We start from the raw sequence: 26,750 nt of genomic DNA on the forward strand, positions 1-26,750 counted from the left end.
GGCTGTGGCGGTTAGGGGGCCAACTCGTAGGTCACGGTCTGGTCGGGGCAGTCGGCCGCCATCTCGCGCAGGGCTGTTACTTCGGCTTCGTCGGCCGTAAGGCTCCAGCGGAGCTTGGTGGCCACCCACTCGGCGACGTAGCGGCAGTGCACGCCGGCAGCGGGCGGCAGCCACTCGGCAGGGTCCTGGTCCGCCTTGGACCGGTTGGAGCGGGCGGTGACCGCGACCAGGCTGGCCTGAGCACCCTGGTCGTTGGCGTAGGCCTCACGGCGCTGCGCCGTCCAGGCGGATGCACCGCTGTCCCAGCTCTCCGCGAGGGGCACCATGTGGTCGATGTCCAGGCCGGAGGCCGGTGTCACCCACATCTGGTCGTAGTACGACCACCAGCGGCCGCCCGTCAGGCGGCAGCCGGGTTCGACCAGAGGGGGTTCGACGGCCTCGGAGAGCAGGACCTCCGCGCGGGTGTTGCAGCCGTCGGACGGGTCGTCCCCGGTGTTCCAGTGCCGGAAGGCGTCCCGGTTGTAGCCGTCACGGGACTCGCTGTCCACCGGCAGGCTGGTGACGGCTTCGGCCAGCGGCAGTGTCTCGGCCGCGTGGGCGGGCGCGGGGATGGTGAGGGGCAGGATGGCGAGGGAGGCGGCTGCCAGGCCGCGCACTACGACAGTGAGCGTGAGCATGAGCCGTTCATAACGGCTCCCACGGGGCGCTATCAGGCGTTCCTCGAGTAAGCCGCCCGTATGGACGCAATGGTCGTACCGGCCCGGGCAACACCGCCTTCCCACAGCACCTCACCCTCGAACACCTCCCCTCCACCCCGCCTGGAGAAGGAGAGGATCGCTGCAGCCTCCCCCAGACCACGCGGCAGCGCGGCGAAATCAGCACGCACGTCCGACCGCGCACGGACGGGTGACACAGACCGAAGGCACGAACTTGTGCAAGCGTCGCTGCGTCGTGCTGATTATGAAGCCGATCAATGAGGCGCACGTGGCGGAGCCGGGACTCGCGGTGGTGGAGGTCGCGGCCGCCGATGACAACACAGCGTTCGCCATCCAAGAACTGCTCGCTTCACAGTGGGCGATCGCCCCCGCTGACGACACGACCCACGAGCCCGGCGAGCCGGGTGTACGGCTGCGCTGCTTCCTAGACCTGCGGCAACCGCCCGACGTGTAGACCTGTAAGGGAACTCGGGGTGACCCATGAACGCTGCCGGAAGGCCGCTGCAGTCGGGCGGACATGGCGCTGGCCGAGGGAGAGCCAAATCCGGTGGAAGGCGAGGCGTTGCTTCGAGTCAGGTGGTGACAGGCCGTTCTGGAAGCGGCGGTTACGACAAGCCCTCTGCCGTCGCCGGTCAACCCGGTCTGGGCGTTGCTGCTCAGACCGGCTGAGTAGCAGAGCGCTGCCGCGCATCCCGCCTGGGCGGCGTTGATCGACAGTATGAAGTCGAAGATCGTGATGCCCGTGCTCGCTGTCGCCCTGGTGGCTCTCCTCGGGCTGACGGCCAAGGGATGCCAGACGCTACAAGGCGGCCCCGTTCACGGCATCGTGGAGTTCCGTGACCATGTCCGGGCCACCACCCGGGCCGGCGAGGGCGCCTACCGGGCACTGTCCCCGGCACCAGCCGGCGAGCCGTACGCCTCCCGGCAGGGCAGCACCTCATGCAAGGACGACCTCGGCTTCGACGACACCGGCGTCAGCCGGAACGAGCCCATCTTCACCTGGGACCTGGACTTCGCCAGCAACGACGACTACCGCGCGGCACTGGCGTCCCTCAAGGCCACCTGGCGCAAGGACGGCCGCACCGTCGAGAAGGTCGACAACGGCATCTCCGCCACCCTCGACGACGGCATCCGGGTCACCCTCCACCTCAACTCCTACACCGGCAAGCCCGAACTGCGCGCCGAAGGCACGTGCATGCGCTACCGGCACAACTACGACGATGCATACAACTACATGCACGACGACAACGGAGACGGGACGATCGACGATCACGAGCAGCCGAACTACTAAAGCGCGCCCCTTTGATCAGTTGGTCAGTTGATCGCAAATCTCTGCCCGATCAGTGACCACTAATGCGATGTGGAACCGGACCGAGCCGCTCATGCCAGCCGATCCGGTCCGCGACTGCCGATGGTCAGATCACCACCGCTCCATCATGGTCATCCCGACGGTCAGCCCAGTTCCTAAGCCAGTTGAGACGACCTCTCCTAATGTCATAGGCGGTGACGGCGGGGAGGGCTTGAGGCAGGGCTGGGTCGAGCGTGCCGTCCGCACACCGCAGACGTTCCCGGAACAGGTAACCGCAGCGCTCCAACTCCCTCACAGCGACACGGACGGCTTCCCTCCCATCAGGACCCACGGCGGCCAGAGCAACGAGAGTGTGAGCCGCTCGCAACTGGGACTGGCCGAGACGTTGCTGACCTCGAGAGCCGCGCACGAATATGCCTACACCTGGCTAGCTCATATTGAGCGAAAAAGGTTCACCGAGCAGACGCGACAGCACGGGAGTCTACAGGTGATTCACTAACCCCTTCAGAGCAAGTTGCACCATCTGCGCAAGCAGCAGGAAATCGCTGCGAGGGAGTGGAAAGCTTAGCGTTCTCGGATTTGTTCCCATGAAGGCGCGCTCCATGACGGGTGAGACATATTGCAACGAGTGACCCGAGTATAGGGACAGTGAAGTTGAAGGCCATTCGCGTGCCATACCTCACCAGCGTATAAAGCGTTGCAGCGTGAGTTAACGCGGCGAAGGTATAGGTGCAGATAAGTGGCATGCGAGGGCTCACGCGGACGCCTTTCCGATAATCTCTCTATTGATTCAGACTGAGGGCATTGAGGGGGGTAGCCCGATGATGAAGTCGCTGGTAGGGGCGCCGACACGGGAAGCCTACCCATGGGTACACGGTCGGTGCGACGACCCCGCTGGAGCCGACGAGGAGATTCTTGGTGAAGAGCTAGAGGTGGGCCCTTTTTCAGCCAGTGAAGTTGGCCTGTTCTTTTCGTATTTGGCTGAATCAATCCAGCGGAAGAAGCGCTTCCGCATTCACTACATTACGTACTGTGATCAAGGTCACGCGCGTAAAGGAGTGAGAGATTGTCCAACTTGCACTTTTGGCGATCTTGGTGATCTTGTGTCCCTGGCTACTTTTCGAGTCGTTCACGTTTTCCTTACAGATGAAAGATGGGAATGGATTCGTGAGACCTGACGTGGCGATGCCTTCTCCTGAAGAGAGAGGGTGGGTGTGGAGTGAGAAAAGTAGGAGCTTGCGCTGGATATCAGGCGGGCTTGCTGTTCTCCTGTCGGTGACGGTGTTGGAGGGGGCGGCTGCGGCGGCCACCCCAGCCGACGCGGACCGTAAGAGGAAGGGAAGCCAGACAGTGTCCGCTGCGTCGGACATTGCGTCGGCCAAGGTCGCGGCTCGTTTGTCGGGGCGGCGGGTGGAGGCTCTGAGTGAGCGCACGGAGACGTCGACGACGTGGGCCAACAAGGACGGCAGTCTGACCACAGAGCTCTCGGCAGGCCCGGTCCGTTTCAAGCGGGACAGCACCTGGGTCAATGTGGATGTGAACCTGCGCGCCTCGGACGGCGGAGTGGCTCCCGTAGCCCACCCCAACAAGCTGCGAATGGCAGGCCGGACAGGCACGCCGGCGAAGTCACTGAAGGCGGCACAGCAGGCCGAGGCCGTCGATCTGGTGACGCTTGGCGAGGGGGACGAGCAGATCACGCTGCAATGGAAGGGCGGTCTGCCCAAGCCGAAGCTGGACGGCACGCGGGCGGAGTACACCAATGCTGTACCCGGTGCCGACGTCGTGGTGGAGGCGACCCGTACTGGGTTCGAGCAGTACGTCGAGCTCAAGCAGCGCCCCAGCACGGACGGCTACTCCTACACGCTGCCACTCAAAGCCGAAGGCCTGAAGGCCGAACAGCTCAAGGATGGCAGCGTGCTCTTCACCGACAAGAAGAGCAGGAAACGGGCTGTCATGCCCGCCCCCGTGATGTGGGACGCGGGCGTCGACAAGCGCTCCGGTGAGCACACCAACCGGGCCAGGGTCGCCATGAAGGTCGTCAAGACCAAGGACGGAGTGGACCTGGTCGTCACTCCGGACGCCACATTCCTGACGGATCCGGACACGAAGTATCCGGTCACCATCGACCCGTCGACGTCGTCGCTGTCGAACGTCTTCGACACCTATGTGCAGCAGGGCGAGACCGTCGACCTGTCCACCGACACCGAGCTGAACTTCGGCAACCCCGGCACCACGAACAGCAACGGCACACCGCGCACCGCGCAGTCCTTCATCACCTGGAACACCGCGGGCCTGCAGGACGCGCTGGTCTCCAGTGCGAAGCTGTCCCTGTGGAACTTCCACTCCGGCAACACCGACTGCAAGCTCTACCCGTGGGAGGTGTGGTCTTCCGGGGCGGCCTCGACCTCCAGCCGGTGGACAAACCGCCCCACGATGACCGCGAAAAAGGCCACCTCGACCGAGACTCGCGGCAACACTGCCTGCTCGGCACAGCCCGATGGCTGGATCAACGCGGATGTGACCTCACTGGTGCAGGAGTGGGCGTCGGCCAAGAGTAGCCGCGGCCACATGGGCCTGCAGGCTTCCAGCGAGTCCGTGGTCGCGCAGTGGAAGCGGGTCAACTCTGCCAACGCCGCGTCCAACCCGCCGAAGCTGGTGGTGAACTACAACTTCCGGCCCAAGGCCGGCACCAAGCAGGAAGCCGGGCCGCCGTTCTTCTCCTACAGCGGCGCCTACCAGGTGAGCACGACCACGCCGACGCTGCGGGACACCTTCGTCGACACCGACGGTGACAAGGTCAACGGCACCTTTCAGGTGTATGACTCCACCGGCACCACACAGGTCGGGACCAACATGGTCTCCAAGTTCGTGGCTTCCGGCTCAGCTGCCTCGGTGACGGTTCCGTCCGGGGTACTGGTCAACGGCAAGACCTACAAGTTCCGCACCAGCCCATACGACGGAACGCACTACAACACCGGCTGGTCGGCATGGAAGACGTTCACCGTCGACACCTCCGCCCCGTCCGCTCCGACGAAGGTCGCCTCGACGGATTACCCGTCCGGGCAGTGGGTCAAGGGCGCCGGCCAGGCCGGGACGTTCACCGTCACCCCGCCGGCAGCTGACCACAACTGGCTGGAGTGGTCACTGGACGGAGTGACCTGGACCAAGGTCGCCACCAGCGGTTCGAGTACCGTCAAGAGCATCAGCGTCACGCCGCCGCGCAACGGCACCCACACCTTGCGGGTCCGCTCAGCCGACAAGGCCGACAATAAGTCCGAGGCGCTGGAGTACCTTTTCCACGTCGGTTCGGGCGGCTTCATCCAGCCCTCCGAGGGTGAGCGCACCGCACGCCGACTGCCGCTGGTCGCGGAAGCTGAGGCAGGCAAGTACGACAAGGTCTCCTTCTCTTGGCGCCGTTCGGAGGCCGACACCTGGGTGAAGATCCCGGTAGGTGACGTCACCTCCGATGGCACCGCGCTGAGTGCCTGGCCGGTTGCGCTCACGAACGGGAAGAACGCCCCGCTGGTATGGAACACCACCAGCACCGTCTCCCCGGACGGAACAATCCAGATCAAGGCTGACTTCACCGGCCCCAATTCCGCCTCCTCTGCCACTGCCCCACTGACCGTGGTTGTGGACCGCAACGCTGACGGCGCAGCCACCACCGAAGCCGGCCCCGGTTCGGTGAACCTGCTCACCGGCAACTACACCTTGTCGGAGACCGATGCGTCGTTCTTCGACATGTCCGTGAGCCGAATGGCTTCCTCCCGCACGCCCGACCAGGGGGCCAAGCAGGAAGGCCAGGCTGCGATCTTCGGCAAGGAGTGGGTGTCGGGCACCGTAGCGGAAACGACCGATTCGGACTTCAGCCATCTGCGGAAGATCTCCGACACCGCAGTGGCCGTGGAAACGGTTGAAGGCGATGCCATCAACTTCACCGCCAATGCCGCCAAGACTGGCTGGATCTCCGAGCCTGGAGAGGAAGGCTTGGTTCTCAAGGGCAACGTGAGCAGCACTTTCACCCTGTCCGACACCGAGGGAATGGTGACCACCTTCACCAAGCCCACCGGGGCCACCACTTGGCAGGTCTCCAGCACTCTGCTGGATGGCCTGTCGAACTCCACCACCAAGGTGGTCTCGGAGACGGTGACCGTGGATGGCAAGGCGCTGGCCCGTCCCAAGCGAATCATCGCCCCGACCTCGGCGGCAACCGCGTCAGTCTGTGAAGCCACCCCGTCGGCCAAGGGGTGTCGGGTGCTGGAGTTCGTTTACGCGACTTCCACCACCGCCACCGGTACCGATACCGACGCTCAGTTCGGCGACTTTACCGGCCAAGTCAAGCAGATCCGGCTGTGGGCCACTGCTCCCGGCGCCGCGGCCGCAACCGCGACCGCCGTGGCCACTTACCGCTACGACTCCCTGGGCCGGCTGCGCCAGTCCTGGGACCCGCGTATCGGGCAGCAAGCCCAGACGCAGTACGCCTACCATGAGGGCCGCGTCACCTGGATGCAGCCGCCCGGTGAACTGCCCTACACCTTCACTTATGGCAATGTCGGTAGCGGCACTGCTCCCGGCGACGGCATGCTGCTGAAGGTATCCCGTCCCGCACTCAAGCAGGGAACGACCGACACCATCGAGGGCGAGGCCGTCACCAGCATCGTTTATGGTGTCCCGCTGACCGGCACCAAGGCCCCGCACACCATGAGCGCGTCCAGCATCGCTGCCTGGGGCCAACTCGACGCTCCCAGCGACGCAACGGCCGTCTTCCCGGCCGATGCGATCCCACAGTCCCATGACGCAACCACCCTGACTTCCGACAGCTACACCCGTGCCACCATCCACTACCTCAACGCATCCGGCCGCAAGGTCAACACCGCCACACCCGGCAAGTCGATTACCACGGCTGAGTACGACCGGTTTGGCAACACCATCCGGGAACTGACTGCCGGCAACCGCGAGCTCGCCCTCGGCACCACCGACAGACATAGAAACACCCTGACGGACCTGGGCATCGTCTCCCAGTCCTCGTCCGAACGGGCTCACCTGCTGTCGACCACCTCGCTTTACAACGAGACCGGCACACGCGAGTTGGAGGAGTTCGGGCCGATCCACCGCGTGGATCTGAGCGAGGACCTTAAGGAAGGCAGCACTGTCCTGGTCGAGGCTGGCACCTCCGTGCCCGCCCGTGCTTGGACCGTCAAGGAATACGACACCGGCCGCCCCACGGATGGCACCGCCATCATCAAAGACCAGGTCACCCTGGAGATCATCGGTGCCCGTGTACGCGACTACTACTCAATCATGAGTGAGAAGCGCGTCACTGAGACTCAGTATGACTGGGCCAAGGGCTTGCCCGTTCTCACCATCCAGGACGCTGGCGGCCTGAACCTAGCCACCTCAACTGGCTACAACGCCCAAGGCCGGGTCACCTCGCAGTCCTTGCCCGGTTCTACCGGTAACGACGCCGCGAGCCGCATCACCGAGTACTGGGCAGCTGACGGCACTGGTTGGTGTAAGGGACGCCCCGAGTGGGCCGACCAGGTGTGCTGGAGCGGGCCGGCCGGCACCATCACCGGTGGCGGATCCAACCCGGCCAACCTGCCCGACACCTCCACCGAATACGACTACTGGGGACAGCCCACCCAGGTCGTGGACACGGCCAATGACAAGAGTCGCACCACCACCACCACATACGACACAGCGGGCCGCCCGCAAAAGACCGTCGTCACCGGCACTCTCGGCCAGGCCGTTCCGGATGCCACCACAGAGTACGACCCGGCTACCGGCAGAGTAACCAAGATCACATCGCCCACCGGCGGAACCATCACCAAGGGCTACGACAAGCTTGGCCGACTCATCTCCTACACCGACGCTGACGGTGGTAAGACCACTACCGAGTACGACAGGCTGGACCGCCCAGTCAAAACCAGCGACACCGTTCCCTCGACGGTGACCTACACCTACGACCACACCGCTGAACCCCGCGGCCTAGCGACCAAGACCAGCGACTCCGTCGCGGGCGACTTTTCCGCCACCTACGACGCCGACGGGTCCCTCGCCACCGAGGAACTCCCGGGCGGCTACACCCTGAACGTCACGGAGGACACCACCGGAGCCACCACCTCCCGGACCTACACCCGCAACAGCGACAACACCAGCGTTTACACCGACACTGTCACCGAGAACATCCACGGCCAGACCACCAGCCACCAGGGCTGGTCCGCCCAGAAGTACACCTACGACCGGGTCGGACGCCTCACAGGTGCCGACGACACTCTCGGCGAGGTCTGCACCCGCCGTACCTACACCTTCGACCAACGCAGCAACCGCAAGAGTCTGACGACGGCCACAGCCGCATCGGGCAGTGCCTGCACCTCCGCGGGGGGAACCACCACCAGCTACACCTACGACAGTGCCGACCGCCTCGTGAACTCCGGTTACGGCTACGACGCGTTCAGCCGCACTACCACCCTGCCAGGCAGCACCATCAGCTACTACACCAACGACCTCGCCTACCAGCAGACCTCAAACGGCAAGCGTCAAACCTGGCAGCTCGACGCTGGTCTGCGCTTCCGCTCCTGGAAGGTCGAAACCGGCAGTGGAACCACTTGGACGCAGACCGCATCCAAGATCAACCACTACGGCAATGACAGCGACAGTCCTCGGTGGATCGTTGAGGACACCACCTCAGGGGCCCTGACCCGCAATGTCGAGGACACCTCGGGGGACCTTGCCGTCACCACCAGCAAGAGCGGCGACACTGTCCTGCAGCTTGCCAATATCCACGGCGATGTCGCCTTGCAACTGCCGCTGGACACCAGCAAGGCGCCCACCGCTCTGGATGGCGACGAATACGGCAACCCTCGCACGGAACAGCAAATCACCCGCTACAACTGGCTTGGCGCCAAGCAACGTTCCACTGAGACTCTCACAGGCCTCACCCTGATGGGCGTCCGCCTCTACAATCCTGCTACCGGCCGGTTCCTGACCATCGACCCGGTCTACGGCGGCAGCGCCAACGCCTACGAGTACGGGCTCGCAGACCCGCAGAACAACTATGATCTCGACGGCCGCTGGGTGTGGGCTGTCAGAGGCGGATGGATAGCGGTTCGCTATATCGCCCGCAAGCCCAAAATACGCACCGCTTGGCGCAAGAAGAGCAAACCGAAGCAGCGAAACACCTGGTCACAGAAGAATCGGAAACCCCACAAAAAGGGGAAGAGCAAGTCGAGCAAGGACAAGCACGAAAACGCTGACAGGCATGGCGGAAACAAGAAACGAGGACACCCCAATTGGAAGCCGTGGAACAGCTTCTGGGGTGGACGCTGGGCGTGGCGCTGACAGCCCGCACGTAGTCTAGGGTCTGACCTCGGGGTCGCCCATCCGCTCTATTGCGGGTGGGCGACCCCGAGACTGGTTGGAATATTAGGAGCCGGAATGACAATCAAAGCGAGATGGGCAGAACTTCTGATCAAGGGTGGCGCAGAGGAGAGGGGGATAAGCCTCCTGAAGGAATTGGCTCGCAGCGGAGACTCGCATGCCGCTTTGACCCTGCTGGACCTAGCCCAGGAGGACGATAAGCAAGAGGACATTGTGCAGCTACTTCGGGAGTGCGCCCAGAAAGGCGGAACTGGCGTATTTCTGGAACTCGCTGATCTTCTGAGCGAATCGCCCGGGAGTGCAGGCGAGGCGGAGGAGTGGTATAAGGAGGCACTCAAAATGAATCTGCCCGGCACCTTGAACAATTACGGGTGCTTCCTGCTGGACCAAGAACGAACTGAAGAGGCCGAAAAAATGCTCAGGGCGGCGGCGGAAGAAGGTGATGCACTCGCCTTGGGTAATCTGGGTAAGCACTATTTCGACCTTGATAACTACACAGACGCCCTGACATACCTGACCAAAGCATCGGAAAATGGTAACTCCCGAGCAACAGCTTACCTGGCGCGCACCCACATGGAGCTGGGAAATCAAGCAGAAGCAGATCGTTGGGTCACCATTTCACTTGCCCAAGATCACGCTGGCGCACATCTAGCCCATGCGCTCTTCTTGTCGCGATTCCCCGATCAGGTCGAACACAAGAAGGAATCAATCGAGGGCGAATTCAAGGCGGCCGTCGAAGAATCACCAGAGGCGCATTTCTATTACGCAAACTGGCTGAATAGCATGGGGCGAAAACTTGACGCGGTGACTGAGTATCAGAAATCCATTGCCGCTGGCGAGGAAAATGCGTATCTAAATATCGCAATAACCCTAGATGATCTCGGTTCGAAAGAGGAAGCCGAACATTACTTGCGAGCGGGAGTTGAGTCTGGAGACCCAACCTCCGCTGCCAGCCTTGCTCGATTCCTCGCCGATGAGGACCGGCTTGATGAGGTACCAGCCGTCATTCGTGAAGCGGACCGCTTGGGATGCCCGGCTGTGGAGGTCGCCGAACTTTGGATAATGCATCAGAACATGATCGATGAAGATGACGATGAAGAGATCGATTGAGCAGACGGAACTAGTAAGAGGCTGTCTCGCGTAGGGCCTTCAGTTACTCGGACGTGCCCGTGAGGAACGTGTAGTACCCACCGGCGAGGCGTCGCATACCCTCGCCGACCGCGCGCACGGTAGTGGTGGTCGTCGGCAGGTCGTGGACGTTTGCATCCTCGCCTCGGGAGGCCTTGGCCTTCTGCACGGACTCCTGCAGGGCGGCCATCAGGTCCACGACGGACTGCGCCGCCGCCGGCCGAGGCCCGGGAACAAAAAATGGCATCTGGACGAGGTGTTCGTGAAGATCAGGAGAGCGGAAGTACCTGTGGCGGGCCGTCGGCCAGGACAGCACCGTGCTGGAGATCCTCCTGCAGAACCGGCGGGACGCGGCCACCGCCAGGCGCTTCTTCCGCAGGCTGCCGAAGAGGACCGGTGCGGTGCCGCGGGTGGCCGTCACCGACAAGCTGCATTCCTACGGCGCCGCCCACCGCGAGGTCATGCCCTCGGTCGAACACCGTTGCCACAAGGGCCTGAACAACCGGGCCGAGAACAGCCACCAGCCCACCCGACAACGCGAAGACGCCATAAAAGGCTTCCGCAGCACCGGCGGGGCGCAGCGCTTCCTGGCCGCGTTCAGCGGCATCTCACCCCACTTCAGACCCCGCCGCCACCTGATGACCGCACACGACTACGGTGCCGAGATGACCGTCCGCTTCGCCATCTGGGACCAGGTCACCGGCGTCGTCGGCCGGCCCGCCGAGGCCTGAGCCCGGAACCCGGCTCCACCACACACGACACGCCGACAGGCACTCGCACACCCAACAACGTGACAGCACCGCCTGCACCTGCTCGGACTGCTCGTTCTCCACGGCGGTCTCCGTCATCAGACGCATCTCCTTGATCATCAGATCCGCCGTCGATTAGACACTCCCCCGCCCGGGGTGACTGCGACGCGGGCCTGCTGGCGTTGCGCGGGCGGCTCTATGGACGGTCAGCCCGCCGCGCGCAACGGCAGACGGCAGCCGAAGACGCGTCGAAGGAGTGCGCCTGGCGGGTGCTGACCAGGCAGTAGGCGCCGTCGTGACGGCGTTCGGCGTGGCCGGTGTAGTGGAAGACCTCGACCGGGTCAGAACGCGCAGGTCCCCGAACACGTAGGACAGCGGGGTCGGCCGGTTGGCAGCGATGAACTGCAGGCCGACGTGGACAGCTTCGTCGGCAACGGCGTACCGGCCGGAGGAGCTGCTGGGCATGCAGTCTTTCGCGCCGATCGTGACAATCTCGCCGGCGCGGGCGGCGATCAGGTCAGGGAACCAGCGCAGTGCCGAGGTGGTGCCGGCCAGGGCCTGCCGGATCACAGGCGGGTAGGCGCTCTGCCCGCAGCGTTCGACCGTCCATCCCTGCGCCGCGAGCGCCGCTGCGACGCGCTGCTCATGGGCGTCCCCGACCGCCTTGCGCTCCTGCCACTGCGTCACCACCATGTCCCCTCCCGCACCTTCACCCGGTGACCCGAGAGTGGAGCAGCGGGCGTAGTCGATGCGGATGTCCGCGCCCGGCAGGGCCGGATTGCGGGGGTGCGAAGTGGAAGAAGATTCCGTGGTGAGGCAACGGTCTCGCCTTCGTATGGACTCTGTTGAGCATCTAGGAGGGAGGTGCTCATGGGGGTTCGAAAGCAGGTCGGGGACCGAGAGTTCCACGATTTTGTCGTCGGTCGCTGGCCGCGCCTGATGCGCACGGCATTTCTGCTCACGGGTGAGCAGCACGCTGCGGAGGATCTGGTCCAGTCGACGCTGGAGCAGGTCTATGTGGCCTGGCACAGGGTCGCCTTGGCCGACGCCCCTGAGGCGTATGTGCGACGAGTGATGATCAACGCGCATGCCCGCAGATATCGAAGGAAGCTGCGGGAGGTCCTGTTACCCGGGAGGGGGGACGCGGGCCTGACACACGAGGTGGCCGACATCGGTGACCGGATCGCCCAGGCCGACGACCGTCACACGCTGCTGAAGGCGCTGGCCCAGTTGCCGGCACGGCAGCGGGAAGCAGTGGTCCTGCGTTACTGGGAGGACCTCACTGAGACACAGACGGCCGAGGCGATGGGCTGTTCGGTCGGCACGGTGAAGAGCAACGCAGCCAAGGGGATGGCGAAGCTGCGCGCCGTTCCGGGACTGGCGGAGAAAGTGACGCAGGGAGGACGAACGTGAAGAGCGCGGACTGGGAGACGAGCCACAACATGACACAGCACGACATCGCCTTCCTGCTGGCCGAAGCCGCCGACGAGGTGAGGATCGGCACAGCCCCCGCCCAGGCGCTGATTCGCGGCGGTCGCCGCCGCAGGGCCCGTCGCTGGGCGGTCATGGCGACCACCACCCTGGTCGTGGCCGGTTCCACGGGGGCTCTGGCACTGAACGGGCTGTCCGGTGACGGGGAACGGGGGGTGTCGTCGGCGAGCCAGCCGGTCGCCAGCGCGGAGGCATCCGAGCCGCACATGCGGACGACCCTGGCGAGCGGCACCGACGCGGGAGTGCCGTGGAGGGTGTACATCGACGTGTGGAAGGCTCCGGCGGACACGGCGGAGGCCCAGGCCACCCTGGCGGCCATGGCGAAGTTCGGCGAGCACCCGCAGGACGTCTCCACAGCCTCCGAACTGGTGGGCAAGGTCGCACACTTCGTGCACCGGGTCACCGGTGAAGAGGCGAAGACCACTCAGATCGGGAATTTGGTGCTACCCGAGGACGACGTCCTCACCGACGGCGAGCACGGGACCGTCTCGCTCCCGCTGCTCCCAGGGAACGGCACGGCCACCCCGCGCCTGGTGTTTGGCCAGGTCGCCAAGACCGCCCGGGAGGTCACCTGCACCTGGAAGGACGGCACGTCTACCAAGGTCGGCCGTACGTCCGCGGACACCGAGGCGAACGCCGACGTTCCGGTCATCCACAGCCCCAAGCACTCCCCTTACGACTGGTTCGCCATCCTGGCTCCGAAGTCCACCGAGTTGGAGGGGATCAAGGTCACGAAGTAGATCAAGCGGGAGGCTAACGCTCCGAGGGGCAGGAGAACTACGGTAACAACCCCGACGGGCAGTACGTTACGAAGTGCATCGTTCATATGCACCAGGACATCGAGAAGGGCACGCGAAATTCCAGCTGGCACCGGCACCTGCGGGTACGCCTGTCCAGGAACTCGATGCTGAGCAACGGCAGCTGCTTGCCGCTCAGGAGAACTCAGCGGACGCGCGGGCTGCCAGCGGGCGGCACGGCGCTGGCAAGGGTCGGCGCGGGGCCGGCGGCGCGCCGTTGCGGAAGGCAGGACGCCATCCGCCCCGATTCCCGGCTGCGCCTCCACCACGCTCCGCCCGTTCCTTCCCCTGGCACTGGTGGGAGGCCGAGCGGTGGGGGCGCGGGGCTGGCAGGCATCGGCGGGGTACCTGCCCGCCTCGCGGGGCCTGGGACCGTCGCCGGGTTCAGTTCGTGTTCCGGGAGGTCACCAGTAGTGCCGGCGTCCGGCGACGGCGTGTCCCATGGAGCCCATGATCCACAAGATCGCGCCGATGACCGCGAGGATGATTCCGATCGTCCACAGGATCGATATGCCGGTGACGAAGCCGACGACCAGCAGGATGATGCCGAGGAGGAGCATGACCGCCTCCGTTGCGCAGGAGTACTGCTTTCACTATGTACCGCAGCGCCCCGTCAGGGAAGTCTCAGTGTGGCTGAGCGCACGACCAGGGCAGATGGGCCGCGCCAGGGCTAATCGATGAGGGGTGCCCGGGAACCGTCGATGGGTGAGGGGACCTGCCGCATCTTCGTGACCAGCACGCCCAGCATGCGGAAGCGGGCCAGGAGACCGAAAAGGTGCGCCTCGTCGATGACGGCCCCGTACAAGATGGTGTCCTCGCCCAGCGTCGCGGCTTCCAGTTCGGGGAACACCTCCGCTGCGCTGGCCGGACCAGGACCGTGGACCCGGAACTCGTAACGCATACGCTCACCTCCTACAGCGACCAGCCCATGCTGGCCCCGGCCCCCGCCTGAGGGCATCACCCGCACCGGGTGTGCGGGCCGGCACCGGTCCCACCGGCGACTGGGCTGAGTGAACCTCCCCGGATGCCCTGCAGGATGCGGGGCGTTCCCGCCGTCGCCACGGCGCCGGCCGTTCACCCTCCGCGACGGGCTCTCCACGCCCACCTGGCAGCGTGTCGGCTGAACACATCGTGCGCGCTGAAACCCGACGGAGGCCCGCCTGCCGTGCGCACTGCTGGCGTTCCTCACCGGCCACGGCGATCAGCCTGAGATGCTGACCACCAGCGGGTCAGGGGCGGGGCTGGAGGGCCGGACGCGAGGTAGAGGGCTGACCTGCGGTGTCGGGCAGGAGGCGGGAGAGGTCGAAGACGGCCGGGTTCACGCCGGCCGCGGTGTGCAACAGCCACAGCGCGTCTCGCAGCACTGCGTACAACCGCAGCGGTGCTAGCGACACGAGGCCGCTCGAAGAAGTCCGTCAGGCCCGTGCCCGTGCGCATTCGTTCAGCCTGGGAGGTCCTGCCAGAGGTGGCTCCGGAGCTCAGCTCGTGGGCGTCGGTGTTCGCATCACAGGCCAAGGTGAGGGCTCGCGCTAAGAGATCATCTCATTTGCCTACACCGGTATTGCGTGGGTCATGGTGGGGATCGTTGAGCGGCTCGTGCCGGACGAGCTGTGGGAGTTGTTCCAGCGGGTGGTGCCGGAGGCGCCGTCGTGGCCGCAAGGTGGTGGCCGGCGGCGGGCACGGTGACCGGGAGGTGCTGGCCGCGATCGTGTTCGTGGCCACGTCGGGCTGCGCCTGGCAGCAGTTGCCTTCCGCGTCGTTCCACTTCCTGGCCTCACCAGTTACTCATCGGTCATCCGGTCTGTCCAGAGTCCGAGTCTGTGATCCAGCGCCCTTCGGCGGAGTCGTGCACGTACGTCGGCCTCCCCCTGGTCCCGCTCGTGCGGAACGGCTTCCCGCCGTCCGTGATCCGCACCGTCCCGGTACGGCCCCCGGCGCTCCACTCCAGTTCCAGGTACCAGCGGCAGTCGCAGCTCGCCGTCCGCGCGGAGACCAGCAGCTCCTCGGGGTCGGAGGAGGTGACCTTGTACGGGAAGGAGACGGCCGGGATCTTCCGGACCTCGGCGCCGGAGGCGTCAAGGCCGTCGACGGGCTTCGCGAGCGGGCGCGGCCGGTCGAGGTCCACGGCGAAGTGGCGCGGGGTGACGGCGCCGCCACAGCCGTTGTCCATCCGGTACGCGTTCCACGGCAGCGGTGCGGCGCGGTCGACCACGCGCACGTGCAGGGCATGGAGGACGACGGCGTCGGACGGCGACCGGCCCTGGACCGTGATCCGCATCAGCGCCTCCCCGCCGTGCACGGCACCGTGCGTCCCGGCCCACGCCCCGGAGTCGGCCGTGACCGGCGGCGGGGCGACCGCGCGGGGGGCCCGGTCCACGAGGTAGGTGTGCCCGCAGCCGCCCTCCCAGAGCTGGGAACCGATGCTCCAGGTGAAGGGGAGGGGGGCCGCGGTCCGCCCCGGAGCGGTGGAAGCGGGAGCGGGGGCGGAAGCCGTATGGGTGGGGTGGCCGAGCAGGGCGGCGGCGAGGGCGAGCACGACGAGGGCGACGAGGAGGGCGACGGTGGCGGCGACGAGAAGGGGAGCGGGGGCGCCACGACGGGGGCGGGCGCGGGGCGCCTCCGGCGCGGACAGATCCGCGGCGGACGGGTCCGGCGCGGACGGTTCCGGGTTCGATTCCGGCGCGGCCGACACGGCCGGCACAGGCGTGGGCGGGGGTGAGGCCGCTCGGCGGCGGGCGCGGTCCGCCTCCGTCCAGGCCGCCTCCAGGGCCCGCCGTTCCTCCTCGTCCGCCCCGCACAGCAGGGCGAGGCGGTCGACCATGGCGAACTCCTCCGGGACGGTCGCGCCCGAGCAGTAGCGGTGGAGAGTGGACGCGCTGACGCTCAGCCGCCGGCCCAGCGCCTCGTAACTCCTCCCGTCCCGCGCCTTCAGCGCGCGCACGAGCCCCGCGAACTCCTCGACGGCGGCGTCCTTCGGCATTCCATCCCCTTCGACCCTGCGTCCCATCCTTCACGTCCTTGCACGTCAGCGGGGGTGGAATGGTTCCGGGACGGCTGGTGGGTGCGTGATCGTTGCAGTCGGCGGGCGCCGGCCCCACGCTGGTCGAGCACTGACCGAACGAACGACCCGACGGGGGATCCACCACCATGAACAAGCTCCGCACCGCACTCGCCACCGCAGCCGCTGCCACACTGGGCCTCGCGGCCCTCGCCACAGCCCCGGCGCAGGCCGCTGCCCAGCCCGCCTTCCTCGCCGCCTCCCAGATGCCGCCGTCGTCGACGCCGTGGACCGCCACCCAGGTCTTCACCGGCGTCCCGGAGAACGGCGGCGTCCTCTGCGCCCCCTACAAGATCCCGGCGCAGAACACCCGCTACCGCGAGTTCAGCACCGAGCTCGACACCAACGGCGTCCAGGTCACCACCGTCGCCCGTACCGAAGCCGACGCCGTGAAGCTGGTCGACACCCTCCGCGGGGCCCTCGCCGGCTGCGGCCCCCTGCTGGAGCAGCAGAACCCGGGCCTGCAGGCCGTCAGCGCCTCCCACGGCAAGCTCGCCGTCGAGGAGGGCGCCTGGGTCTACAGCCTGGACACCGCCGACCCGCAGATCGGCATCTCCGACATCCACCTGTTCTCCGTCGGCCGCGACGGCCGCACCGTCACCCTCGTCCGCTGGGGCCAGATGGGCGACCTCGAGGACGCCCCGCTGACCGCCTTCCGCACCACGACGAAGACCGCCGTCAACAAGCTCCACTGACCCGCGGGCTGACCACAGCTCGTCAGCGGCGCGGCCGGAACCCGGCCGCGCCGCTGACGAGCCCACCTGCTCCGCCGGCGGCGACCACTTCCTGGCCTTCACCAGCATCGCCTGCACCCTCATCTGCTACCGCAGACTCGCCAAATGAGAAGGCCTCTACGGCAGGTGTCGAAGGGCAGCGTCGCTGCGAAACGCACAGGACCTCGTAAGGAATGTTGAGACGTTCCTTCGCCTAGCGGAGCGCATGCTGCTGTGGTACCTACCCAACCCAACCTCGCTGCCTAAAGTCCAAACGTTCAGCAGATGACAGCGGAAAAGCGCCTGAGTGTTAGGTATGGAAGCGGGAGAACCAGATGCCGCCAGCCTTGTGCCGGGGACCGTGAAGCTGGGCGTGTGGGTCTCGAACACAACATCGAGGGGGGGCCGGCTCAGGGGCGGAGCAGATGAAGGCGCTGCGGGAACTCGGCAGGACGCCGCTCCCGTCCGGCCATTGAGTCGACCCGCGCGAGGCCTCGGGACACGATCTCGGGGCCTCGCTATTCACTGTTCTTGTTCCGGGGTGGCAGTCGGCTCAGTCTGTTCGGATTCGCCTTGCGGCGGTGTCAGGGCGTCAGGAATGAAGTGTGAGTAGCTCTCGCGTAGGTGCTGGGTTACGCGGTCGTCGGTCGCCTCGTAGTTCAGCTGTTCCTGGAAGAACCGCAGCCTTCTCTCCCCGGCGTCGAGGATCTCGCCCCAGCTCTTGACCCAGACCTCGTAGTCGTCCTGTACGTCGGCGAGGCCAGCGGGGCGGTCCTTCTGCCGGATGTCACGGAGGATCTTGTCGGAGTAGTCGTAGGTGACGAGGTAGAAGCGCCATTTGCAGCCGACCCCGCTGTACTGGGGGTCGTCGATGATGGCCCGGGCGTAGTTCTTGATTTGAGTGAGTTCTTTCGGGCCGACCTTCACGGTCGGTCGCTTGAGCTCGATGACGAGGCGCTCGGTGGAGTTGTCGTCCCGGCGGCTGCGGAACATCAGGATGTCCACCCGGCCGCTGCGCCCGTCCGGTTGGGGCACGGCTTCGAGTTCGTGCTCCAGGGCGACTTCTTCACCCAGGTGGTCTTCCAGGTGGGCCTGGAGGACGTTGGTGAGTCCCAGCTCGCTCCTGGTCATGTGCCAGTCCTCGCCGAACAGCCACAGGTTCCGGTTGACCATGGGGTGGAGCTGGTCGACCTCGCGCAGGTTCTTGCGGAGGTGATCGTCGGCGAGGATCTTACGCAGGGCTTGGATGAAGTTCAGGCGGTTGGTGACCGTGGTGGCCGCGCCGATGACGTGGGTCAGGTCGGTGCTGTCCAGGAGATTCTTCAGGTGCCGGCGGTCGTCGTCGCTTAGCGCCAGGACCTTTTCGAGGATGGCGTGGAGGTCGCCGGGGCTGCTCTCCAACGCCGTGCGGATGAGGTTGACGGAGAGGCTGCGCGCAGCCCCTTTGGCGGGAAGTGCGTGGCGGGCGGCAGTGACGACGACGTCGAAGGTCTGGCGTTCTATGGCCAGGGCTCCGGTCACGGGCTGGTCGTCGTAGGGGTAGATGCCTTCGGTCTTCAGCTGCCGCACGACCTCTGCGGAAATCTGGGCTCCGCGAATGGCCAGGTGCTTCTGGACGGCCTTGATGGCCGCGTCCAGGAGCCCGGAGTGGGCCATGGTCAGTCCGTGCAAGTCATCGACGGACAGGCCGTTGAACAGGTTGGCGCGCAGGTAGGGGGTGAAACTGATGATGCCGTCGGACCAGTCGGGGCCGTGCTCGCCGAGGGCGATGCCATCGGCGTTGCAGATGAGCATCTTGCGGTCGCCCATCCGCTTGTTCCACTCGACGAAGGTGACGACTGGGGGCGGGTCCTCGTCGGCGTACTCCTCCGACAGGTCCAATGTCAGATCGATGGGTTCGCCGACGATGATGTCGCTGGGGTCGAGCCGTTTACCGTCGAACGTGACGCGCACGTGCGGGTAGGCCAGGAGATAAAACGCCAGCTTGGCAGTGAGGTTGGCGGCGGCATCGTCGCGCTCCAGGCTGCTCAAAGGCTTGCCCTGGGGCACGGAGATACGGACTGTCGTGCCAGGCGTTTCTCTAGCTGGCTCTGTCTCTTCGACCTGCCAAATGGTGGCGTGGTCAGCGTTACCGCGGATCTGGACCCCGGCCAAGGCATCACCGACCTTGGCAGTGGACTCCCAAGTGAGTTGGTCGCCCAGAGCGAAGGCGAAGAGGCGGCCTTCGCCGTTGCGGCCGTGCAGGATACGTTCCCCGCCTTCGGTGTGCGTCCTGCTGGTCTTCCAGGTGGTGCCGAAGGCCTGGAAGGCGGTGCGTGCTCGCTCGGGTGTCATGCCGTGACCGTTGTCGGTCACCACGACGTCGGTGATCGCCTTCATGCTGGAGCGGCGCAGTTCGACGCGGACCTCGGTGGCGTTGGCGTCCAGGGCGTTCCATACCAGTTCGGCGACTGCCGTGATCTGGGGCCTCTTCTTGAACTGGAGGATCTTGCGCTCGCCCACCGAGAGCTCGAACTCCGTCAACGGTGGTCCGCTCTGCGTCGGCAGTTCGGTGCGGATCACGCCCGGGCCCACTTCCGTACGGGCGGCGCCTTGTGTGTTGTGCTCCCCAAACATGCGGTGACCGTACCGGTTGCGCACAGAGCGGTACACATCGCCGTGCGTAATGGGGTTTCGTCACCACTCGCAGCGGTGAAGCAGCCGACGTGTGGCCGAGCTGCGGTCTACCGGTGCAGAGTTATACCAAAGCCTGAACCTGATCCATGCGGTCGGTCTTAGGCTTCCCACCATGTACTTCGCGTTCATGGACGACAGCTCACGTAAGCGAAAGGACGTCCCGAGAGAGGGTCTCGGAGCCCTCCACGCCTACGGGGCGGTGATCTTTTCCCAGGAGTCGCTTCAGCCCTATCGCGAGCAGCTCGCCCGGCTGCGGCAGGAGCTGGGCGTTCCGGCCGGTACGGAGTTCAAGTGGTCACCGGACGGGGGGCCTCTTCACAAGAAGTGGACCGATCTGCATACCGCTCGGGTGCGGATGCTGGAAGTAGCCATCGAGCTCGAAGTGCGGGCCTGCGTCGTCGTATGTGCACCTGAGCTGATGCCGGGGTGGTCCGAGACGGACCTGAAGAGCGAAATGCTGGAGTACCTCTACGAGCGGGTCACCTACACGCTCGGTGAGGGGAAGGGCATCATGATCGCTGATCAGCCGGGCGGAGGGCGCCCCGACGAGACTCGCTGGCTGGCCGATGCCCTTGCGCTGGACACCGACGGAACCCAGTACGTAAAGCCCGCCGACAAGCACATACTGCTGCCCATCATCACCACACGCTCTGACCACGTGGACCACCTGCAGCTCGCGGACCTTGTAGCAGCCGCCACCACCGCCCTCATCGCCGGCGCCCCCGCCGCCACTCCCTACAAGGAACTCATCTACAAACTGCTCGCGAAGAACTACCGCGGCTACGTGGGCGGGACAGGGCTGAAGTTCATCCCCAGCGCTACGTACAACTCAAGGGCGCTAATCAATCTCGCCTACTGGGTATTCGGTTCCTTGGGCGAAGACGGGTACGTCCTCCCGGAAACCGCCAGTTCCATGGGCACGGGGCTACCTCATCTTGGATGGATCTTCGCGAGCAACAGTGGACTCGATGCTCCGAACCCTAACTAGACACAGGAGTGAGCCGCCTGCTTCGTTCGGTGGGACCAACGTCCGGAGGACAGCGCCGGCGCTTGCCTGCAACTTCCGTCCCGGCTGGCGCACGACCGGCTGACCGCGCCTAGATCCCCTGCCACAGCCCCACCCGGCCACTGACACGAGAGGGACACATCTGCGGGTTTCAGCTCAGGCAGTATCCGAGAAGGGCGAGGCCGGCAGCTGCAGCGCGGTGTTGGTAGGCGCGCAGTCCGGGGGCGCCGGGGGGTGTGGGCTTGCGGGCGTTGCGGTGCCAGTGGCCGGTGAGTGCGGCGAGGAATGCGGTGGTGGTGTCGGGGCTGTTGGCGGTGGCGGGGTGGTCGCGGAGCAGGCGGGCGATGTCTGCGGGCGTGTGTCCGGCGAGGATGAGTTGCGGGGCGAGGGAGGCGGCGTCGATGCAGGCGGGGCCGAGGCTGGCGTGTGCCCAGTCCACGAATGTCACGCCAGCGTGGTGGTCGCGGACCATGTTGTCGGCGCGTAGGTCGCCGTGGACGATGCGGTCGCCGTGGGCGAGGGCGGGCCAGGCCGCCTCGAGTTCGGTGAGCTGCGGAAGGTGGGCGCGGGCGGCGGGGGCGAGGTCGGCCGGCGGATCGGCGAGCAGGTTGTTCCAGCCGTGCAGGGTCGCCGTGGTGGAGGGCGTGCCGTTCACCGCCGCGGCGTAGAGGGCCGGGGCGGGGCTGGAGGTGAGCTTGTCCAGCAGGGTCCAGGTCTGTTCGGCGTCGCCGGAGGCTGGGGAGAGGTCGGGGTGCGGGCCGTTCAGGTGGGCGATGACGACGGCGGTCCAGCCGGCCGCGCAGTGGATGCCGAGTAGGTCCGGGGCCGGGGCGCCGGGTGGCAGCGAGTCGAGGACGGCGGCCTCGTGGACGTTGGCGGCGGTCAGCGGGTCGTCGTCGGGGGCTGCTTTGACGAAGGCCCGGCGGCCGTCGGCCAGGGTGAGCGCGGCAGCGAGCTGGTGGCCGAAGCCGCCGCCGGGGGTGACCGTGTCGGTGACGGGTGCTCCGAGGGCGTCTTCGAGGCGGGCGCGCAGGGGCGTGGGGACGTCGGTCTATTGCAGACGGCCGCTGGTGGGCGGTGCAGGCATCGGGGCAGCTCTCAGAGGTCCGGGAAACGGGTGGCGGGTGAGGGGGTGCGCGCCGAGCCGGACCGCGAGTCGGGGCTGAGAAGCGGAGGTTCCGCTGTCTCAGTGCTCCAGCTCGACGCCGGGCGCTCGTCGCCGCATCACGCGCATTCGCCTGTGTCCTCTGAGTGCATAAGGAGCGCCCGTGAGGGCGCGCCTCCACTGTAGTGGTGGTGTGCTGGGTCACGCGCTGTTGATTAGGGGCAGGTGGTGCAGCAGGGACGGCCCGATGCCGGCGGGCTCGGGCAGACAGCGGTCTGCGTCACGGTCCTGGGCGCCTCAAGATCGGGCTCGTTCTGCCGGGGCTTCACTATCGACGGGCCTGCGGGCCGCCCGGTCGGGGTACGTCACGGGTGATGCGGCAAGTCGTCGTCCGCGAGCAGTCGACGCGTCGCTTCCACCGCAAAGTTGGACACGGTCGTCAGATCGTCGCCCTGGTCGACTCTGCGGATGCATGCATCGACAACTGCCTGGACCACCGCCACGGTCAGCTCGGGCTGTGGCTGCCCCAGTTCGCGCACGACCCGGGCGAGCGCCTCATGTAGCGAGATGTGCAGATTCCTCACCCGCTCCCGCGCCGAGGGAGAGAGCGAGCCGCGCGAGAGCGCGGCCCGCCAGCCGTGGGTTCCGCGAGCCGCCTGTTCGAGGTTGGCCCTGACGTAGGCGGCAGCTTGGGTGGCGGGCGTGGTCTCGCTCGCGATGGCCTGCTCCACTGCGTCGATCCAGGCGGGGAATTCGCGGGTGACAACGAGTTCCAGCAGGTCGTCGATGGAGTTGAAGTAGCGGTAGATGCTGTTGCGGGCGATCCCGGCTCGCGCGGCAACCGCTCCGGCTGTGAGGGCTTCGACGCCGCCCTCTTCCAGGAGCTCCTCGGCCGCATCGATCAGCCGCGCGAGCCGCTGGGCCCGGTGCTCCCGGACACTGCCAGCTTCAATCTTGGGCATTTTCTCCGCTTCACCTCGGACACTGTGCCGTCTCCCGCCAACCTACCCCCACGCCCGAGAGGCCGAGAGAGCGTGTTAGCTTGACGCAACTTAGAGACACCCTGTCGCTAAGTTCTGTCCGTGCTTCCTGCCGAAGGCTGCCCGATGCAACCGATGAACTCCCCCGCTCTGCTCCGATGTCTCCTGGGATCGAAGAAGCGCGCCGCCGTGGTGGCGGCCTTCTGGGTCCTGATCGCGGGCCTCCTCGCCGGGGTCGCCCCGGCCCTGGAATCCGTCGAGGACAACGCGTCCGCCAACCTGCCGCCCGCCGCCTCGGACTCGATGAAGGCCCGTGATCTCGTCCGCGCCCAGCTTCCGGGCCAGGACGCGACGCCGGCGGTCATCGTGGTCCGCGGCAAGGGCACCGACGCCGCGGCGAGCACCACACAGGCGGTCGCCGCCATCACCTCGGCCCTTTCCGGAATCAGCCGACCCGACCATGTCGTGAGCGTGGTCTCCACGGTGACCGCTCCCGACGCTGCGGCCGAGTTGGTCTCGCAGGACCGCGGTGCTCAGCTGGTCATCGTGCCCATGAAGGGAAGCCCCTCGGACGAGTCCTTCCAAAACGCGGTCGACGAGGTGCGTGCCCTCGCGTCCGACCGGGCCGGGCCCGCCGACGTCGCAGTGACCGGCCCCGCCGGGATCGCCACCGACACCGTGAAGGTCTTCAGCGGCGGTGACAAAGTCCTGCTGCTGGCCACTATCGTGCTCGTCCTGATCATCCTGCTGGCGATCTACCGCTCGCCCCTGATGGCGCTCGTGCCGCTTCTTGCCGTGGGCGTGGCTATGCGCGTGGCGGAGACGCTCGGCGCGATTCTCGCGGACGCCGGAGTCATCACGGTCAGCTCCCAGACCGCCTCGATCATGACCGTGCTGCTGTTTGGGGTGGGCACGGACTACGCGCTGATCATCACCGCCCGCTACCGCGAGACCCTGCTCGACGAGCCAGACGGCGCCCGCGCCATGCAGACCGCCGTGCGCCGCACCGCCGAGTCCGTCCTCGCCAGCGCCTCAACCATCGTGCTCGCCATGTTCGCCCTGCTCGTGGCCATCTCCCCGGCACTTCACGGCTTCGGACCGTACCTCGCCCTGGGCGTGGCCGTTATGGCGCTGGTGGCGTTCACCTTCATCCCCGCCCTGGTCCTCCTGCTGGGCAGGGGCGTCTTCTGGTCCGGGGGCGTGGGCAAGGCCGCCGAACGCAGTCGCGGCGCAGGCATCTGGCACCGCATCGCCGCCCTGGTCGCACGGGCCCCCGTCAAGGTGGCCTCGGCCGTGATCGCACTCCTCGTGGTGCTGAGCGCGGGACTGCTCGGCTACCAGGAGAGCTTCAACACCCTCAGCGGCTTCCGCGCCGCCACCGAGTCGGAGCACGGGCAACACCTCATCCAGGAGGAATTCGGGCCCGGCGAGATCGCCCCCAGTACCGTCATCGTCCGCTCCCAGGAAAACCTGCGCTCCGGCCCCGCACCCGCCGACATCGCCACCGCACTCACCGATGCCGATCACGTCAGCCGTGTCGCAGACCCCCGCATGGGCAAGGACGGCAAGACCGTCTTCTACGACGTCGTCCTCGACCTCGACCCCTACAGCTCCAAGGCACTCGACGCGATCGGTCCCCTCAAGCAGGCCACACAATCTGCAGCCCAGGCCGCCGGGGTGCAGGACGCCACGGTGCTCATCGGCGGCGAGACCGCGCAGAACGCCGACATCCGCTCCGCCCTCGACCGCGACACGACCTTCATCGTGCTCCTGGTCCTAGCCATCATCACCGCGGTCCTCGTCCTGCTGCTCCGCTCGCTCCTTGCCCCGCTCTACCTGGCCGCGACCCTGGTCCTGTCGTTCCTGGCCACCCTGGGCGCCACCACCTTCTTCACCGTGACCGTCCTCGGTGACGACGGCATCGGCAACCGCGTCACCGCGTACATCTTTGTCTTTCTCGTCGCGCTCGGCGTCGACTACAACATCTTCGTCATGAGCCGGTTCAAGCAGGAATTGCGCACCCAGCCCCCGGCGAAGGCGATCACCTCCGCCCTGACACGCACCGGCGGCGTCGTCTCCTCCGCGGGCCTCATCCTCGCGGCGACCTTCGCCGTCCTGATGACCCAGCCGATCCGCGAACTGTTCCAGTTCGGTTTCGCCATGGCCTGCGGCATCCTGCTGGACACCTTCCTCATCCGCCCGCTCCTGGTCCCCGCCATCGTCCGCATGCTCGGCGACCGCGCCCTGTGGCCCGCACGCCCAGGCACCCCGCAGACGCCTTCCACACCCACCTCCGCACCGCCTTCCGCCGACGTGCCGGCCGCACGGGCCACCGAGACCGGCCACAGCCGTCTGCTGCGCGCATTCACCTGGATCGCGGTCATCGAAGCGTGCACGTGGGCAGGTCTGCTGGCCGGGATGTACCTCAAGTACATTCCCGAAACCACCGAACTCGGCGTACGGATCTTCGGCACCCTCCACGGCGCCGCCTTCATCGTCTACGTGTCCCTGACCGTCCTGGTCGCGATCCGGCTGAAGTGGCGGCTGGGCCGGACCACGATCTTCGCCCTGCTGGCCGCCGTACCCCCGTTCATGACTGTCGCGTTCGAAATCTGGGCCCGCCGCACAGGCAGGCTCCCTCAGCCGACCGCGGCCCCCAGCCCAACTCCAGCCCTGTAACCGCACCCCGCAGAGGGACTCGATCGGACACGCGGTGCACATCATCGCCATCGCCGTGCGGGCCTCGGCCGGGCGGGACAGCCACCGACATCACGCCAACAACCGAGAGAAGACAGAAGTGATCACCGCCGTCACCGAGTTCACCGTCGCCGCGCCCGCCCAGGGCGCATTCGAGGACCACTTCACCGCCAGCATGCACGCCACCCTTACCGACGTGCCGGGGCTGCGCAACGCACGGCTGCTGCGTCCCCGCAAGGGCGCACACCGCTACCTGGCCGCCCTCGACTTCGAGGACGACGCCGCATTCACCGCCTACACCTCGTCGGAGGCATCCCGCGCCGCGCACGCCGACCCCACCCACTCGCTCTCCGACGACAACGGCGTCATGATCTTCGAAGCGGTCATGCAGGTCTGACATTTCTGGTCCCGAGGATGCCGGAAATACTCGCGCGGCCGAGCCGCGCGGGATGACGCAGCCAGCGCCTCCTGACCGCACTGCGGCAGCGGTGACCGCCGAGTCGAGCAAGGGTGGTCCCTCGGAGTCACTGCCCGTGACTCCGAGAAACCGGCCTGTCCTTTCCGCGGTCCCGCAAGAAACTGCTGGCCCCGGACCCGGCGCCTCACCCTAGAGAACGATTCAATCGCTCCCTGGGCAACGCCAGGAGTACGGACCGTCAGGATGCCGACCCAGCGAGGCGTCGAAGATCTCCGGGAGCGAGGTGCCCTGCCTCGAGCGCAGCAGCACCCGACCGTCGGCGTAGCGGGCGAGTTGGGCTCGGTAGCCGTCCCACTTAAGGTTGGGCGGCCGCGCCGGGTGGCAGGTCAGAGCCGGGCACAGGCGTGGTCAGCATCGCGTCCGGCCGAGTCCACGTCATGGCAGATGCCTTTCACCGTGATGGTCAGGCCGACGCCTACGAGGCCGACTCGTAGGTCACCTCTTGGCAGTCGTGGTCGGGACTCAGG

19 protein-coding genes and 3 pseudogenes are annotated in these 26,750 nt (G+C 66.4%); 13 read left to right on the top strand and 9 right to left on the bottom strand.

Annotated features, from left to right (window positions below; genetic code table 11):
* Nucleotides 1-11: 11 nt before the first annotated feature.
* On the bottom strand, nt 12-677 hold the full coding sequence (locus IE118_RS32085) for an HNH endonuclease family protein (protein ID WP_189561628.1): 666 nt from the start codon (nt 675-677) through the stop codon (nt 12-14).
* A gap of 283 nt (nt 678-960) precedes the next feature.
* Between IE118_RS32085 and IE118_RS32090 the strand changes: the two genes are divergently transcribed.
* Nucleotides 961-1,170 carry a DUF6207 family protein gene (locus tag IE118_RS32090; protein WP_189561696.1) on the top strand — a complete coding sequence of 70 codons (210 nt, stop codon included), beginning with the start codon at nt 961-963 and terminating at the stop codon, nt 1,168-1,170.
* 264 nt (nt 1,171-1,434) lie between these two features.
* Entirely contained in the window at nt 1,435-2,007 is a 573-nt protein-coding gene (locus IE118_RS32095; RefSeq protein WP_189561629.1) for a hypothetical protein, read from the top strand.
* A gap of 1,004 nt (nt 2,008-3,011) precedes the next feature.
* On the opposite strand, the gene IE118_RS34280 is transcribed toward IE118_RS32095, so the two are convergent.
* Nucleotides 3,012-3,335 (bottom strand): hypothetical protein, encoded by a 324-nt coding sequence (locus tag IE118_RS34280; protein ID WP_229847045.1) that lies wholly within the window; start codon nt 3,333-3,335, stop codon nt 3,012-3,014.
* Here IE118_RS34280 and IE118_RS32100 point away from each other — a divergent pair.
* The 3 genes and pseudogenes from IE118_RS32100 to IE118_RS32110 all read left to right on the top strand — a co-directional run.
* A complete protein-coding gene (locus tag IE118_RS32100) occupies nt 3,295-9,366 on the top strand; it encodes a DNRLRE domain-containing protein (protein WP_373303258.1) in 6,072 nt (2,023 codons plus the stop codon). The two genes, IE118_RS34280 and IE118_RS32100, sit on opposite strands and share 41 nt — an antisense overlap.
* 96 nt (nt 9,367-9,462) lie before the next feature.
* On the top strand, nt 9,463-10,515 hold the full coding sequence (locus IE118_RS32105) for a tetratricopeptide repeat protein (RefSeq protein ID WP_189561630.1): 1,053 nt from the start codon (nt 9,463-9,465) through the stop codon (nt 10,513-10,515).
* Nucleotides 10,516-10,735: 220 nt separating this feature from the next.
* Nucleotides 10,736-11,264 (top strand): annotated as a pseudogene (locus IE118_RS32110) (IS6 family transposase); the annotation flags it as partial.
* 153 nt (nt 11,265-11,417) lie between these two features.
* Here the strand turns inward: IE118_RS32110 and IE118_RS32115 are convergent.
* Nucleotides 11,418-11,975, bottom strand: a complete 558-nt coding sequence (locus IE118_RS32115; protein ID WP_229847047.1) for a hypothetical protein — start codon at nt 11,973-11,975, stop codon at nt 11,418-11,420.
* 177 nt (nt 11,976-12,152) lie between these two features.
* On the opposite strand from IE118_RS32115, the gene IE118_RS32120 reads away from it, so the two are divergent.
* A complete protein-coding gene (locus tag IE118_RS32120) occupies nt 12,153-12,695 on the top strand; it encodes a SigE family RNA polymerase sigma factor (RefSeq protein ID WP_189561631.1) in 543 nt (180 codons plus the stop codon).
* Entirely contained in the window at nt 12,692-13,513 is an 822-nt protein-coding gene (locus IE118_RS32125) for a hypothetical protein (RefSeq protein WP_229847048.1), read from the top strand. The genes IE118_RS32120 and IE118_RS32125 overlap by 4 nt, the downstream gene beginning before the upstream one ends.
* A 461-nt stretch (nt 13,514-13,974) precedes the next feature.
* Here IE118_RS32125 and IE118_RS32130 read toward each other — a convergent pair whose 3' ends face one another.
* Complete coding sequence (locus tag IE118_RS32130) at nt 13,975-14,130, bottom strand: DUF6131 family protein (RefSeq protein WP_086173352.1); 156 nt, start codon at nt 14,128-14,130, stop codon at nt 13,975-13,977.
* Between the two features lie 110 nt (nt 14,131-14,240).
* Nucleotides 14,241-14,471, bottom strand: a complete 231-nt coding sequence (locus IE118_RS32135) for a DUF8691 family protein (RefSeq protein WP_189561632.1) — start codon at nt 14,469-14,471, stop codon at nt 14,241-14,243.
* Between the two features lie 441 nt (nt 14,472-14,912).
* Between IE118_RS32135 and IE118_RS32140 the strand changes: the two are divergent.
* A pseudogene (locus tag IE118_RS32140) lies at nt 14,913-15,104 on the top strand (SAV_6107 family HEPN domain-containing protein); the annotation flags it as partial.
* 38 nt (nt 15,105-15,142) lie between these two features.
* A pseudogene (locus tag IE118_RS32145) lies at nt 15,143-15,320 on the top strand (transposase); the annotation flags it as partial.
* Between the two features lie 42 nt (nt 15,321-15,362).
* On the opposite strand, the gene IE118_RS32150 reads toward IE118_RS32145, so the two are convergent.
* Nucleotides 15,363-16,550, bottom strand: coding sequence for a helix-turn-helix domain-containing protein (locus IE118_RS32150; protein WP_189561633.1), 1,188 nt, complete (start codon nt 16,548-16,550; stop codon nt 15,363-15,365).
* 167 nt (nt 16,551-16,717) lie between these two features.
* Between IE118_RS32150 and IE118_RS32155 the strand changes: the two genes are divergently transcribed.
* A complete protein-coding gene (locus tag IE118_RS32155) occupies nt 16,718-17,323 on the top strand; it encodes a hypothetical protein (protein ID WP_189561634.1) in 606 nt (201 codons plus the stop codon).
* A 540-nt stretch (nt 17,324-17,863) separates the two neighbouring features.
* Here the strand turns inward: IE118_RS32155 and IE118_RS32160 are convergent.
* Nucleotides 17,864-19,957 carry an ATP-binding protein gene (locus IE118_RS32160; protein ID WP_229847049.1) on the bottom strand — a complete coding sequence of 698 codons (2,094 nt, stop codon included), beginning with the start codon at nt 19,955-19,957 and terminating at the stop codon, nt 17,864-17,866.
* Between the two features lie 172 nt (nt 19,958-20,129).
* Here IE118_RS32160 and IE118_RS32165 point away from each other — a divergent pair, with 172 nt between their 5' ends.
* Nucleotides 20,130-21,005: a DUF3800 domain-containing protein gene (locus IE118_RS32165; protein ID WP_189561635.1), complete on the top strand. Its 876-nt coding sequence runs from the start codon at nt 20,130-20,132 to the stop codon at nt 21,003-21,005.
* Nucleotides 21,006-21,174: 169 nt separating this feature from the next.
* On the opposite strand, the gene IE118_RS32170 is transcribed toward IE118_RS32165, so the two are convergent.
* Together IE118_RS32170 and IE118_RS32175 are read right to left on the bottom strand one after the other, a co-directional pair.
* On the bottom strand, nt 21,175-22,056 hold the full coding sequence (locus tag IE118_RS32170) for a phosphotransferase family protein (RefSeq protein WP_308431863.1): 882 nt from the start codon (nt 22,054-22,056) through the stop codon (nt 21,175-21,177).
* Between the two features lie 437 nt (nt 22,057-22,493).
* The gene (locus IE118_RS32175; protein WP_189561636.1) at nt 22,494-23,090 is read right to left on the bottom strand and encodes a TetR/AcrR family transcriptional regulator; all 597 of its coding nucleotides are present in this window, start codon (nt 23,088-23,090) and stop codon (nt 22,494-22,496) included.
* A 153-nt stretch (nt 23,091-23,243) separates the two neighbouring features.
* On the opposite strand from IE118_RS32175, the gene IE118_RS32180 reads away from it, so the two are divergent.
* Together IE118_RS32180 and IE118_RS32185 are read left to right on the top strand one after the other, a co-directional pair.
* On the top strand, nt 23,244-25,787 hold the full coding sequence (locus tag IE118_RS32180; protein ID WP_189561637.1) for an MMPL family transporter: 2,544 nt from the start codon (nt 23,244-23,246) through the stop codon (nt 25,785-25,787).
* A gap of 34 nt (nt 25,788-25,821) precedes the next feature.
* Nucleotides 25,822-26,202, top strand: coding sequence for an antibiotic biosynthesis monooxygenase family protein (locus tag IE118_RS32185; RefSeq protein WP_189561638.1), 381 nt, complete (start codon nt 25,822-25,824; stop codon nt 26,200-26,202).
* Nucleotides 26,203-26,750: the final 548 nt, after the last annotated feature.

Source organism: Streptomyces pilosus (genome assembly GCF_014649835.1).
GTDB lineage: Bacteria > Actinomycetota > Actinomycetes > Streptomycetales > Streptomycetaceae > Streptomyces > Streptomyces pilosus.

Excerpts from the sequence above, each read along its gene's own strand:
- IE118_RS32120 (WP_189561631.1), top strand. The coding sequence starts at position 12,153 with ATGGGGGTTCGAAAGCAGGTCGGGGACCGAGAGTTCCACGATTTTGTC.
- IE118_RS32135 (WP_189561632.1), bottom strand. The coding sequence starts at position 14,471 with ATGCGTTACGAGTTCCGGGTCCACGGTCCTGGTCCGGCCAGCGCAGCG.
- IE118_RS32180 (WP_189561637.1), top strand. The coding sequence starts at position 23,244 with ATGAACTCCCCCGCTCTGCTCCGATGTCTCCTGGGATCGAAGAAGCGC.
- IE118_RS32165 (WP_189561635.1), top strand. The coding sequence starts at position 20,130 with ATGTACTTCGCGTTCATGGACGACAGCTCACGTAAGCGAAAGGACGTC.
- IE118_RS32085 (WP_189561628.1), bottom strand. The coding sequence starts at position 677 with ATGCTCACGCTCACTGTCGTAGTGCGCGGCCTGGCAGCCGCCTCCCTC.
- IE118_RS32090 (WP_189561696.1), top strand. The coding sequence starts at position 961 with ATGAAGCCGATCAATGAGGCGCACGTGGCGGAGCCGGGACTCGCGGTG.
- IE118_RS32095 (WP_189561629.1), top strand. The coding sequence starts at position 1,435 with ATGAAGTCGAAGATCGTGATGCCCGTGCTCGCTGTCGCCCTGGTGGCT.
- IE118_RS32150 (WP_189561633.1), bottom strand. The coding sequence starts at position 16,550 with ATGCCGAAGGACGCCGCCGTCGAGGAGTTCGCGGGGCTCGTGCGCGCG.
- IE118_RS32105 (WP_189561630.1), top strand. The coding sequence starts at position 9,463 with ATGACAATCAAAGCGAGATGGGCAGAACTTCTGATCAAGGGTGGCGCA.
- IE118_RS32160 (WP_229847049.1), bottom strand. The coding sequence starts at position 19,957 with ATGTTTGGGGAGCACAACACACAAGGCGCCGCCCGTACGGAAGTGGGC.
- IE118_RS32115 (WP_229847047.1), bottom strand. The coding sequence starts at position 11,975 with ATGGTGGTGACGCAGTGGCAGGAGCGCAAGGCGGTCGGGGACGCCCAT.
- IE118_RS32130 (WP_086173352.1), bottom strand. The coding sequence starts at position 14,130 with ATGCTCCTCCTCGGCATCATCCTGCTGGTCGTCGGCTTCGTCACCGGC.
- IE118_RS32175 (WP_189561636.1), bottom strand. The coding sequence starts at position 23,090 with ATGCCCAAGATTGAAGCTGGCAGTGTCCGGGAGCACCGGGCCCAGCGG.
- IE118_RS32155 (WP_189561634.1), top strand. The coding sequence starts at position 16,718 with ATGAACAAGCTCCGCACCGCACTCGCCACCGCAGCCGCTGCCACACTG.